At 44.6% G+C, this 12,675-nt stretch carries 13 protein-coding genes and 1 riboswitch; of the genes, 3 read left to right on the top strand and 10 right to left on the bottom strand.

Translation table 11 applies throughout. The features are described from left to right. Positions 1-9: 9 nt before the first annotated feature. Positions 10-1,467 (bottom strand): PstS family phosphate ABC transporter substrate-binding protein, encoded by a 1,458-nt coding sequence (locus NFS43_RS09970; RefSeq protein ID WP_251551514.1) that lies wholly within the window; start codon positions 1,465-1,467, stop codon positions 10-12. A gap of 142 nt (positions 1,468-1,609) precedes the next feature. Further along, positions 1,610-2,137 carry an NUDIX hydrolase gene (locus NFS43_RS09975; protein ID WP_251551515.1) on the bottom strand — a complete coding sequence of 176 codons (528 nt, stop codon included), beginning with the start codon at positions 2,135-2,137 and terminating at the stop codon, positions 1,610-1,612. Positions 2,138-2,602: 465 nt separating this feature from the next. Here NFS43_RS09975 and NFS43_RS09980 point away from each other — a divergent pair, with 465 nt between their 5' ends. Beyond that, positions 2,603-3,136 carry a phosphatase PAP2 family protein gene (locus NFS43_RS09980; protein WP_251551516.1) on the top strand — a complete coding sequence of 178 codons (534 nt, stop codon included), beginning with the start codon at positions 2,603-2,605 and terminating at the stop codon, positions 3,134-3,136. A 165-nt stretch (positions 3,137-3,301) separates the two neighbouring features. On the opposite strand, the gene queF is transcribed toward NFS43_RS09980, so the two are convergent. After that, entirely contained in the window at positions 3,302-3,802 is a 501-nt protein-coding gene (queF, locus tag NFS43_RS09985) for a preQ(1) synthase (RefSeq protein WP_251551517.1), read from the bottom strand. Between the two features lie 127 nt (positions 3,803-3,929). Continuing rightward, a riboswitch (PreQ1 riboswitch) is annotated at positions 3,930-3,976 on the bottom strand. Between the two features lie 110 nt (positions 3,977-4,086). Further along, the gene (locus NFS43_RS09990; protein WP_251551590.1) at positions 4,087-4,269 is read right to left on the bottom strand and encodes a hypothetical protein; all 183 of its coding nucleotides are present in this window, start codon (positions 4,267-4,269) and stop codon (positions 4,087-4,089) included. A 152-nt stretch (positions 4,270-4,421) separates the two neighbouring features. Here NFS43_RS09990 and NFS43_RS09995 point away from each other — a divergent pair, with 152 nt between their 5' ends. Further along, positions 4,422-5,357: an SDR family oxidoreductase gene (locus NFS43_RS09995; protein WP_420910318.1), complete on the top strand. Its 936-nt coding sequence runs from the start codon at positions 4,422-4,424 to the stop codon at positions 5,355-5,357. Positions 5,358-5,545: 188 nt separating this feature from the next. After that, positions 5,546-6,142, top strand: coding sequence for a DedA family protein (locus NFS43_RS10000; RefSeq protein WP_251551519.1), 597 nt, complete (start codon positions 5,546-5,548; stop codon positions 6,140-6,142). Between the two features lie 84 nt (positions 6,143-6,226). Here NFS43_RS10000 and NFS43_RS10005 read toward each other — a convergent pair whose 3' ends face one another. The 6 genes from NFS43_RS10005 to NFS43_RS10030 all read right to left on the bottom strand — a co-directional run bounded on the left by NFS43_RS10005 (position 6,227) and on the right by NFS43_RS10030 (position 12,404). Beyond that, positions 6,227-6,991: a TPM domain-containing protein gene (locus NFS43_RS10005; protein WP_251551520.1), complete on the bottom strand. Its 765-nt coding sequence runs from the start codon at positions 6,989-6,991 to the stop codon at positions 6,227-6,229. Beyond that, positions 6,988-7,551 carry a LemA family protein gene (locus tag NFS43_RS10010; RefSeq protein ID WP_420910319.1) on the bottom strand — a complete coding sequence of 188 codons (564 nt, stop codon included), beginning with the start codon at positions 7,549-7,551 and terminating at the stop codon, positions 6,988-6,990. Before NFS43_RS10010 ends, NFS43_RS10005 begins: the two co-directional genes overlap by 4 nt. A 178-nt stretch (positions 7,552-7,729) precedes the next feature. Next, positions 7,730-8,482: an NRDE family protein gene (locus tag NFS43_RS10015; protein ID WP_251551522.1), complete on the bottom strand. Its 753-nt coding sequence runs from the start codon at positions 8,480-8,482 to the stop codon at positions 7,730-7,732. Positions 8,483-8,539: 57 nt separating this feature from the next. After that, positions 8,540-10,165, bottom strand: coding sequence for an ATP-binding protein (locus NFS43_RS10020; RefSeq protein WP_251551523.1), 1,626 nt, complete (start codon positions 10,163-10,165; stop codon positions 8,540-8,542). A gap of 135 nt (positions 10,166-10,300) precedes the next feature. Further along, complete coding sequence (locus NFS43_RS10025; protein ID WP_251551524.1) at positions 10,301-11,740, bottom strand: sensor histidine kinase; 1,440 nt, start codon at positions 11,738-11,740, stop codon at positions 10,301-10,303. Beyond that, positions 11,730-12,404 (bottom strand): response regulator transcription factor, encoded by a 675-nt coding sequence (locus NFS43_RS10030; protein ID WP_251551525.1) that lies wholly within the window; start codon positions 12,402-12,404, stop codon positions 11,730-11,732. The genes NFS43_RS10025 and NFS43_RS10030 overlap by 11 nt, the downstream gene beginning before the upstream one ends. Positions 12,405-12,675: the final 271 nt, after the last annotated feature.

Below are 12,675 nucleotides of genomic sequence, written 5' to 3' on the forward strand. Positions count from 1 at the left end.
TCGTCCCCGTCACTTCATTTTGATGTAGCCGATTTTTTCAATCAGCTCTTGACCTTGAGGGCCCTGCATCCAGCCGAGGAATGGCTCAATGGCAGGCTTGGTGTTATCTTTTAATGTAATGGCATAGAGGGTGGCAGTGAATGGGTAGCTGCTGGATGAAATATTTTCTGGATCTGGTTTGATGCCGTTGATGGCAAGCAGTTTAATATCGGGATTGGGATTCATTCCGGTTGCAAAAAAGCGGAATGAAAAGCCGATGGCATTTTCGTAGTTGCGGTAATCGGCTACCTGCTCGATGATTCCGCCCATCCCTTCCGGCACTTCTTCCTTTAATGGATCGACAATCTTCGTATCACTCATGATTTTTTCCAGCAGGGTCTGGCTGCCGGAATTTTTCGGACGCTGGAAGGCAATGATTTTCTGATTCGTTCCGCCAAGTTCCGACCAGCTGGTTATTTTTCCCGAATAGATTCCCTTGATTTCCTCAACTTTTAGGTTTGCAACAGGATTAGCCGGATTGACGAAAAATACAAACGCTTCTTTTCCAATTGGCGTTAACAAAAGCTCTTTTCCTGCTTGTTTAGCCATTTCCTGCTGTTCTTTTGACGGTTCAGCTCCAAAGTATATATCGATATCCCCTGATAAAAGCCGTTCATAGGCATAAATGGTATTCGTGAAGGCCACCACTTCCTGTTTATCGGTGACTACCTTCGAGGCATTTTCATAGACCACATTGGCAAAAGCAGAATAAACTGGGAAGGCCGCCTCCGCTCCATCTAAAACGGGCATATCATTTGGATCCTTAATGGTGAATGTTGAAGGGGTTTCTAGTTTCGGCAGTTCGTTATCAGGATTGGCCACTTCATACGGAGTTAAATCCGTACTAGAGTATCCGCCGCCATATTGAAATCCATAGGAGGCGGGCAGGACCGTTTTGCTTCGCTGCCATTGCACGGCTCCACCTGTTCCCATTGCCAGAATAAACACAGTTATGAGTGTAATCAAGTGCTTTCTATTAATGGATGGAAGTGCCCGGTTCATGATGGCTGCAAGAATCATTCCTGCCATAAAAGCAGCTTCGTAAGCCAGCGGCGCCCAAAGAAACAGTCTCCCTTCTCCCATTAACATGGAAAACAAAAAAATCGGTGCTAGTCCAATGTGAAAGATGCCATAAAATAACCAAGCACCAGCACCATAAAATCCGCCGGAAATCAACATAAACACTGCCCATAAAACAGAAGTATAGGCCAGCGGCAAAAGGAAAAGGGCAAAGCTGACACCCATCTTGTCAGAATGCCGCTTGATTCCTGCGTAAATCCCGGCAGCACCCCCTCCTATAATAAGCACCAATAATGAAACAACGATTACCTGATCATATCCCGTCATCAAGATTACTAGCGTACAAAATGCTAGAATCAAAGGTATAACTCCAAAATAACCCGTCAACAACCCAAACCCCCGCTTCATCCAACCCCTCCTCAACCAAACAATCACTATGTATATTTAGTGTAATTTTACACTTTAAACGCAAATTTTACAACAAAAAACCTCCACACAAAAAATGTGAAGGCATTTCCTTTACCGCATTAATGCGCTGGGGGACAGGCCCCTAATCTGTTGTAAACTTATACCTTAGGATGGCTGCCAGTCCTGCCCCATGGTTGAACTCACCGCTAACAATCATTTCTTTGAGTTCCTCCATGCTGATTTCATAGAGTTCCAGTTGTTCGCTGCTGTCTAGCTTCTGCTGCGTGGGTGTTAAGCCGGCAGCGGCATATAAGAAGATTTCTTCGCTGGTAGAACCGGGAGACGGATAGACGCTGCCGAGTTCCAGCCAGTGTTCAGCTCTATATCCAGTTTCCTCTTCCAATTCCCGCTTGGCGGCTTCCTTTGGTGAGGCATCCTCAGGGTCGATCATGCCAGCAGGCAGCTCCCACTGCCAGCTTTTTAAGGAATGGCGATATTGCTTTATGCACAGGACTTTCTTATTTTGGTTAATCGGGAGGATACAAACTCCCTTTGCAAAATCCACATAGGAAAACCGCTTTTGCTCCCCATTTGGCAGTTCCACTTCATCCATCGTGATTTCAAACCGGTCGGCCGTCTGTTTGGTCGAATGATTTACTTTCCATACCATACTTCTTCACCTCGCTGGATACTATTGTATCACGAGTAGGCTATTTTATCTCCAAGGCGATTGGCGGTCCGTTTGAATCAAATCGTTTTCCCTGGTTAGGATGGCAAAAGCACGAAAACAACGCTGGAAATTTCAAACCCTTAGACCAGACTTTCAGAAGCCTTTTCGTTTCCCGCTTCTATCAGCCTACCTTTTCACGCTCACTTGAAGATGATAAAGTGTAAAGCATGAAAGGTTTAATTTAGAGGGAATTTATTAAAGCCAAGACGTCTATGTATACAAAGACTTTACATGTTCTTTACACCGAGTTTAAAAATGGACATTCTTTCCCCGATATAATAGAGATAAACCCTTTAATTATACGAGGCAGGTTGAATGATAGAATAACTGTTTCCGGCTGGTTTCGCTTGTTTATCTATAAGCCCATCCAGTTTGAGTGTAAAACACTTTTAAGGAGAGCGGATTATGATAAGAATTTTACATGTGCTATATGGTTTTGAGTGCCGAATTTTCCATAAGATTAATCGTCATTTTGAACGGGTTTGGCTGAATCTGTTTTTTCGGACAGTTACCCATCTAGGCGGAGCAAGATTCACCATATCTGCTTCCATCCTGTTGTACTTGTTATCATGGTCCAGGGAAACCCGGCTGCTTGCAATTGCCGGCGCCCTTGCTTTATCTGCAAGCCATATACCGGTTCAAATTGCCAAAGTGCTGTTTCCCAGAAAAAGGCCCTATCTGACATTAGATAGCACCAAGTTTCCTGAAAATCCGCTAAAGGATCACTCTTTTCCTTCCGGTCATACAACAGCCATATTCGCTATTTTGACTCCCTATATCTTATCCGTGCCTCAGATTGCTTTCCTTCTCATCCTATTGGGTCTTAGTGTAGGTTTGTCACGAATCTACCTGGGGCTCCACTATCCATCGGATGTTCTGGTTGGCGCCTTTCTCGGCGCATTTGCCGGTTGCTTAAGTTACTTGTTATTGTGCATATAAGAAAAGCGCGGGCACCTTGGTCAGTGCCGTATGCCAGGAGCTTGGCAATTCTCAAATTCTAAAACTTTTATACTTATCAAATAAATAAGGACGGCTCTTCCTGCTTCCCTTTCATAAGAAGAAGCAGAAAGAGCCGTCCTCTCTTTGCTTTTATTTTGTTCCCTCTTAGCGGTTATCCACCTTTTCAGGGTAAAGGTCATGGTTCATCAACCGGAAATCGGCCATTTTTTCGTATTTAGTTCCCGGTTTCCCGTAATTGCACCACGGGTCAATCGAAATGCCGCCGCGAGGAGTGAACTTGCCCCAAACCTCAATATATCGGGGATCCAATAACTGAATCAGATCATTCATGATGATATTGACACAGTCTTCATGGAAATCGCCATGATTTCTAAAGCTGAATAAATACAGCTTTAGAGATTTGCTTTCCACGATTTTTTTATCCGGAATATAGGAGATATAAATCGTCGCGAAATCCGGCTGGCGGGTCAGCGGGCAAAGACTGGTAAACTCAGGACAGTTAAATTTCACAAAATAATCGCGGCCCGTATGAAGATTATCGACTGCCTCCAAAACCTCAGGCGCATAATCAAATGAATATTCAGTGCCTTGATTACCTAATAAAGTTAACTCTTTTAATCCTTGTTCTGATGTACGTCCAGACATAAAAAAACCTCCTGCAATGTATTAGCATGTTAAACAGGAGGGTTCACTCTCAAGCAATCTATAGGCAAACTACTCGGATTTCAGCAAAATAAAAAGCCACATCCGTATGGACATGGCGTAATGTCATGAATCCATAGTTTTTTATAGAGGGTTTCAGCTATGAACCTCTCCCGTTCAAGTCGGGTACTCACTTCCACTATATGATAAAGAACAAACTCTCATTCGTCAAACCTTATTTCACAAAAAACTTCACCATAGCGGGGACTGTCCCCACTAAATGCCCACTAAATGACAGGGTAATATTGTTCATATCGCGGGTTGGTGTAGAAGGGCGGCCTGTTGCCGATTTTAGGGAGTTGGAATGGGTGTGGATTGGAGTTGTATAATATTTTCACTTTTTCATCGGAATGGTTGATTAGCAAGAATTTTATTTCTGGCCTGTATTGCAGGTATTGCAGGTATTGCATCGGGTTTCCCTCCATGTTTTTTATATTACGGTATTCATTTTGTTGATGTCCTGAGCGCGTACAGGTTGAAATTTCTGCAATTTGCGCTGTTTTGCCAGGCACGATATTCGCCCATTAGTCATAATGTATCGCAAATTGCTTTATTGAGGAGGATGCTTGTGCCTAACGATCGACCAACTCATCCCGCTGAACCATCCTATCCCCTATACCCCCATTATGGTAAAATTACTCGCTATGAGGACGTTCCGATTACCGTTCCAGAACAGCGCCAGCTTCGCCAGCCCGGTGTCGAAGGCTTAATGGTCCCAAGACCGATCATTGAAAATCCCAACTATCGCGGCAGCAGCAAACTGGCCGGAAAAACCGCACTGATTACGGGCGGGGACAGCGGCATTGGTGCAGCCGTTGCGATTGCATTTGCCAAAGAAGGTGCCGATGTCGCCATTTCTTATTTAGACGAGCACGAGGATGCCAACCGGACCAAAGCAAGAATTGAAGAGCTGGGACAGCAGTGCTTACTGCTGCCTGGTGATTTACGGAATAAACAGCAATGTGTTGATAACGTGGAACATACCATTCAAACCTTCGGCAAACTCGATGTCCTAGTCAACCATGCAGGGGTCCAATTCCAGCAATTAAGCCTGTTGGATATTACCGATGAACAGTTTGACACGACATTTAAGGTCAATGTCTATTCCCACTTTTATACGACCCGCCAAGCCCTGCATTATTTAAAGGCAGGGAGTTCGATTATCAATACAGCCTCCTTCGTGGCCTATTACGGAAATGATCAGCTGATTGATTATTCTGCTACTAAAGCTGCAAATGTTGGTTTTACACGGGCATTAGCCAATAATTTAATTAAGAAAGGCATCCGGGTTAACGCGGTTGCTCCTGGACGTGTCTGGACTCCGCTAATTCCAGCCAGTTTTTCAGAGGATCAAGTCGTGCTTGCGGATAATCCGATGCAGCGGCAAGGACAGCCATTCGAGCTCGCTCCAGCCTATGTTTACCTCGCCTCGGATGATTCTCGCTTTGTGACCGGTCAGACCATCCATGTGAACGGCGGAGAACAAACTTCGTCCTAAATACCCACTATACTCCATAAGGCACCATCCCATAACCGATGGTGCCTCCTTATTTACTTATTGGCGAGCCAGGCTTCGCATTTTTTTGGAAGGGCCGCCATCAATTGATACCATACATAATTTTTATTTTTCTGTAAAAAATATATAATTGATAGAAATACATCATTCATGGACAGGAAGTGTAGGAGTTGCACCATTTAGCTGGTTTAATTGGGCATTATGGTTATTTGGGGATTACTCTGGCTTTAATAGGAGGGATTATTGGCCTGCCGATTCCCGATGAGATTCTCCTAACCTATGTAGGCTATATTGTTTATACCGGAAAAATGTCCTTTCTGCCTTCACTGATCTTCTCGATGATTGGTGCCTTCGGCGGGATCACTCTCAGTTACTTGTTAGGGGTTAAATTGGGGGCGCCATTCCTGCATAAGTTTGGTCCAAAACTTCATCTTACAGAGGAAAGGATTCACCGCACCAAAAGGCTTTTTGAAAAGATGGGTCCGCTGCTGCTATTTATTGGCTATTTCATCCCCGGACTACGGCATATATCAGCATATCTAGCGGGGATCAACAGCTACAGCTATAAAAAATTTGCCCTTTTTTCTTATTCAGGTGCCATTAGCTGGTGCTTTATTTTTATCACAACCGGAAGGGTGCTAGGAGAAAACTGGACACATGTGGCAGGCTATCTTTCAAAATACAGTATTTACCTATTTTTCATACTTCTGGCTGCCTGTATTGGGGTATATACATATTGGCGGAAGAAAAGGGTCATTACCAATTAGACCTGCCAGTTTGATACAAAGAAACAGGCTCCCAGTTTTGGTGAGCTGGAAGCCTTGTTATTTGTATTAATTTGCGTAAAGCGTCTACCAGCCACGGCTGGCACCGCCTCCGCCCGACGAACCGCCTCCGCCGCCCCGAGACCCCCCGCCTCCGCCTCTTCCCCCGCCGCGGGATATAATTGAAAGCAGAAAATAGGTAAGGGTTCCTCCAAAAAATTTAATATCAATAAACACTAGAACTACGACAATGAGTATAATCAGCCAAGAGGGAATTCCCAATCCCTTATCCTGTTGATCGGTACTTTGCTGTACAGGACCCGGCTCCGCAGTCTGCTGCCCTTCTATGCCGTACTCAGTGAAAACCTCGTTTGCTAAGGCTTTGTAGGTTTCTATTACAGCACGATTGGGCTGTTGATTTTTTAGGTAAGGAATCGCATATTGATCTATGATTCTTCCTGCCTTGCCATCGGGAATTCTTCCTTCAAGACCGTATCCAACCTCCAACCTGGCTTTTCTTTCGTTCATGGCCAATACAAGCAAAACCCCATTGTCCTGCTTGCTGCCAATTCCATATTGCCGGAATGCCTCATTTGCAAATTCCTCAATTGTCCTGTCTCCAATTGATTGGATTGTTAATACAGCTACTTGAGCAGTTGTCTGGTCTTCAATGCTTCGGCCCAGTTGATTAAGCTGTGATTTTTCAGTTTGGTTCAGGACCTGCGCAAAATCTTGAACATAAATATCTCCAACAGGCATGGGAACCTGAACATCCTCAGCAAAGGCACTCCGTGCGCTCAGGAAAAGGGTTAAGGACACCAAAAATATGCTGAAGACCTTCCTGGTTCTCATCCCCCATTGCCCCCAAAATCAACTTGGGGTGCCTCTTGTGCTTTTGGATCTGCTTGGAAGTATTCTTTTTCATCAAATCCGCCAAAGCCCGCTATAATGGAGCCCGGGAATCGTTTGACTTTTTTGTTATACTCCGCTACCTGGTCATTATAATCCTTTCGGGCTACGGCAATTCTATTTTCGGTTCCTGAGAGTTCATCCATCAGTTGGGTAAATTGCTGGTCGGCTTTAAGGTTTGGATAGTTTTCCACGACCACCAGCAATCGGCTTAACGCATTTGATAGTTCTGCATTTGCAGTCGCTTCCTCTGCCGGGGTATTGGCACCAGCCAGTCTTGCCCGGGCATCCGATACAGAGGCAATGACTTCTTTCTCATGGGACGCATAGCCCTTTACAGTATTCACCAGGTTGGGTATTAAATCCAGCCTACGCTGCAGTTGATTTTCAATTTGTGCATAAGACTGATCGACGTTTTCCTCCAGGTTCACGAAACTATTATAACTGGACATCCACATGATGCCGAGAGCAACAATGACAACGGCAATAATCCCTAGGACCATATAGCCTTTTTTCAAATTTACCACTCTCCCTTCTACTATTAGTATATATCACCGCCAAAAAATCTTACTAAAATGACCAATTTTTTCAAACCATGCGTTTATGCTTTAGAATATGGGGACAGCGCCGAACAAAAAAAGCACCTAGAAAATTCCTTTTCCAGGTACCTCTTATCCTTCTTTAAATACGTATTTGAAAACTCTGCTCCCCCGCATGGCCGGCTGTAAAAACCCGCTCTATGTATTGGATTTCCTGATTTGACATTAACAGCACCGTGGAACTTCTTGTTCCATAATGCTCACTCTTGATAAATAACGGCGATAATATTCGCTCTAATTCTAACGATACACCCGTTTGCGGGAGCCGGTCATCAGGAGCGGGGTCACTGTTTTGAAGAAGCTTGAAAAGTTCATCCACTAAGATTTCCCGGCTTCCGTTAATCACCTTGGACAACTCCGCCTTCCCTTTCACTACTTTTGGCCATTCCGTGTCCAATAAATGGTTACTGACCCCATAAATTCCCGGCTCCAACCGTATTAGATTCTTGTCAATATTTGAAAAATAATAAAGCCCATCCGTGCCGCCTGCTATTAAATTATATCCAGGATACCAATCTGAGCGGTTTTTTAAGCCCTTCATATAAATATCTAAATTTGAAGCTTTTAATGCCTCTGCCACAAGCTCCCCGCGTGAGCGCTTCCCTTCTGTGGATTCCTTTGGATTACGATAATTTGTCAAGGCGGCAAATCGTCCATCCTTCGTAACCCCCATCCATGTACCCATTTTTTCTAAATCCCTGCCTGCCAAAATATGAGGCTCGTCCTCCCAATAGTACGCTGGTGCCGTAGGACGCTCGTAAGACTCATCCCGGTTCGCAGCTATCACCAGCTTGTACACTGGGTGAACCTGATAGGCAAATAAGATTAAACACATTCGCTTCACCTCCATTTCAACAACATGGGATCCCTTATACCTAAGCCCTATGCTATTTTAGCCGGCTAACGGCAATTGAATCTGGACCAGCGTTCCTTCATTCTCTTTACTTTCGAATGTGATCGTGCCATGGTGCTGTTTGATAATTTTGGTGCAAATCATGATCCCAAGACCCGTCCCCTTCTCCTTCAGTGTATAAAAAGGCTCTCCCAGGCGAGGCAGAATTTCTGCAGGAATGCCGCACCCTTGGTCCTTGATGGATACCATACAAATCCCCTCTTCACCTTTTCGGAGCTGGACTTGTATCTTTCCCCCTCCAGGCATTGCCTCAATAGCATTTTTAAAAAGATTGAGGAATACTTGCTTTAACTGATTTTGTTCACAAGTGATGAAAAAGCCGCTCTCCTCTGCTGTAACACGGATCTCCACACCATTCATGAGAGCCTGGGGAGAGATCAGCTCCACTGTGCTTTCGATCAATTCGCGTGCATCCGCAAGAACCAGCTTGACCGCCTGCGGTTTTCCTAAGGTAAGCATTTCACTGGTGATTGCCTCGATCCGCTCTAATTCATTTAACAGCAAATCGCTGTATTCAAATGTCACATTTTGTGCTTTGTACAATTGGACAAAGCCCTTTATTGTCGTTAGCGGATTACGGATTTCATGAGCGACTCCAGCGGCCAGTTCTCCTACAATGGACAGTTTTTCCGATTGCAGTAACATTTCTTCTGATTTTTTCCGCTCGGAGATATCCCGGCTGACGATGACAATATGCTCGATAGAACCATGTTCTCCTTTGACTGGCATGCAGCGTGATTCAAATTCAATAAAGCGTCCATCCTTATGCCGGAACCGGAATTCCATGGAGTAGAATTGTTTTTTTTCAAACATTAACTGTATCGTGCTTCCAAAATTCGCTGCATCATCTGGATGAATCCATCCGATTAATTCCATTCCCTCTAATTCCTCCAATTCATAGCCCAAAACATGTTTATGGGAAGGAGAAAAGTAGCGGATCCGGTGATCTTTATCCATGACTTTGATCAGATCCGACGTATTTTCGGCAATCAAACGATAATTAGACTCGCTTTCCTCCACCAGCTTGTACATCGCCTTCAACCTGTCGTTAAGACGGTACAGCTTTAAATACGACTCAATCAATAGCACCCCTAGGATGACCCCCAGCAGGACAAACAGGACATACTGGAAATGAAACAGCGGCTGCCCCCGAAAAACGTGAAAAAATCCTGGCACGGTAATCCCATAGATCACAAGATAGACCCCATACAAAATGAATGTTTTTTGTGCAGAAGGGATGCGCGGCATCAGCCAATGAACCAGCAAGCATCCGGCAGAGATGGCCGCCCAGCCAATAATAGCCGGAGCCCAATGGCCGCTGGCAGCCAATCTTGTCATCAGGGCAAGGACGCCGGCGATGAGACCCGGAATTGGACCCAAATATGCAAAACTTAGGATGATGGCAGAATAGCGGATATCGTAGGTATAGCCTTGCTGCTGGAAGGATAATTCTATTAAAATGACAGATACAATTCCCGCATACACTCCGCCCCAGATCCGGACGTGTTTGATGGGGTTAATATTGATAAAAGACTGTATGATTAACGGTATGCTTACTAGCAGTGAAAAAATAGAGAGATTAATTATGTAATCTAGTAGAAACAAACGACTCCCACCCATATCCATTCTTACTCTCTATCATAAAGCAGTTGGAATGTTTTGGGAACCGTTTCCTTTATCTAACAATATAAAAAAAGAGGCGCCAATATGCTGGGCGTCCCAATTCAGTCATTTTTAAACTCAGCTGCCAGGCGGCTCTTGATGAACGGTATTTAAGGGTCCAACGGGCTGCGGGATGCGAATGATAAAGCTGGTCCCTTTGTCGATTTCGCTGGATACCTTTATCGTTCCCTTATGGGCCTCGACAATCCATTTGGCAATCGAAAGCCCCAATCCATGCCCGCCCATTTGCCGGGTGCGGGAGGCATCCGCCCGGTAAAACCGCTCAAATATCCTGCTATAGTCTTCTTTTCTAATCCCTATTCCCGTATCCTGGACAATAATTCCCAGTTCCTTTCCTTTTTGGGTGAGGTGGAGCTTTACTTCACCGCCATTCGGCGTGTATTTAATCCCATTATCTAATAGGATATATAAAAGCTGAGATAGTTTTTGCTGGTCCCCTGTAACCATTACAGGTCCCTGCCCAATCAAATGAAGCGCTATACCCTTAAGTGCAGCCAGCGGGCGGACAGACTCCATGGCTTTTTGGGCCTGCTGGAAGAATTCGAATGATTCCATTGCAAGCTCCAGTCTATTGGAGTCGGACCGGGCCAGCGTCAGCAGGTCTGTGACCAAGTGAGACATCCGTTTTATTTCCTGCCTCATATTGGTTAGCATTTTATTGGAGAAGCCGTCTTTACTCGGTTCGATCGTCATCTCCATGGCATCCACGGACGACAGCAGCACACTTAAAGGAGTCCGCAGTTCGTGCGAGGCATCCGCAACAAACTCCTGCTGCCGTTTATATGCGCGGCTAATCGGAACCATGGCCCGTTTTGACATGACGGCACTAATGTACATCGCAACGCCAAAAAAAACGAGGCCAATGACAAAAAGAATCACAAGCATCCAGTGGAATAACTGATAGGCAAACGATATATCCTTCCCAATATATAACTGGCCAATGTACTCCCCTTTTGAATAAAGAGGCTGACTTGCAATCATCAGGCGGATATCCTGATCCTGTTCAGGCGGACGAAATTCTCCCATGCCGCCCCGTCCTCTTGGATTCCCTTGAATGTGCACAATTTCTTTATAAATGCCAGCTGTCCCTTTAAAGCTTTTATTCAGTATCCCAAGCAGCTGTGGCCTCATTCTGGAATTTGCTTCATTTCCCAAAATCAATTCCCCATCAGAATGAACTACATAGTAAAAAAATTGATTGGCTCCCGCAAACACGACCTCTTGGTCCTGCATGCTGTGGAGATCACTCTGCTGGCTGCTCGATAGATAATTTTCAATAAAGCTGGCTTCTTGCTCAATCATCGTTTTTAATTCACGTTCTTGATTGTTTAGAATGACAAAATACAAAACAGAATACACAATGACGATAAACAGAATGAGAAATAACATAATCATACCGCTATAAACCCGGATCAGACGTCCTTGTGTATGTTTAAAAACGTCCTTCTCCCGGCGATTCGTGAAGGCGCGTATAAAAGCAACAAGATTAGTTTTCAAACTTATACCCTACCCCTCTGACACTCTGCAGCACACTGGACTTCCCTAGCTTTCCTAATTTTTTGCGAATTAATTTAACGGTTGCATCGATGGTTTTAAGCGTAACATCCGCATCAAGCCCCCAAATCCGTTCCAAAATAACCTCACGCGGCAGGACTTGCCCTTTATTTTGCACAAATAAATCCAAAAGCTGAAATTCACGGGGACTCAAGCTCATTTCATGATTTCCGGAACGGACCATATGACTTTGACGGTTCAGGATTAAATCACCGATTTGCACTTGATCTTCTACGATCGGCGCATAGTTTCTGCGGGATAGTGCACGCAGGCGGGCCAGCAGTTCATCGATCTCAAATGGTTTGACGAGATAATCATCCGCACCAGAATCGAGTCCGTTGATTCGGTCTTGGACCGAATCTTTGGCGGTCAACATCAGGATGGCGCCCGAATAACCTTCTTTTCGCAGCCGGCGGCATACCTCCACACCTGTGCCATTGGGCATCATCCAGTCCATAATCAATACATCATAGTGGGCGGATGTCGCATAGAAACAGGCTTCGTCTCCTTCCATTACCCAATCGACCTTGTATCCGCCCTTCTTTTTTAACATATAGGCAATTAATTCACCAAGCCGCTCATCATCTTCAGCCAATAAGATATTCATGGCTCTGACTCCTTTAATATTCGAGTTTATTAATTAGGGCCGCCTTAAACGAATCTCCCTATCCAAACTGAATATTACTAATGGAATCTTAAGACTAACTTAAGAGGTTCGCTATCATTTTCATATAGAAAGTTTAAAAAGTGTGTGCCGCTCTGTGTTTTATGACAGCATTTGCTTTTATTCGCGAATTCTAGCCTCTTATTTGCGAATCCGATGAACTATACAAAATCAGCAAAAAAAATAGACTTTCCCGCTAAACGGAAAAGTCCAG

Origin of the sequence: Neobacillus muris (genome assembly GCF_943193175.1) — a bacterium.
Classification (GTDB): domain Bacteria; phylum Bacillota; class Bacilli; order Bacillales; family Cytobacillaceae; genus Neobacillus; species Neobacillus muris.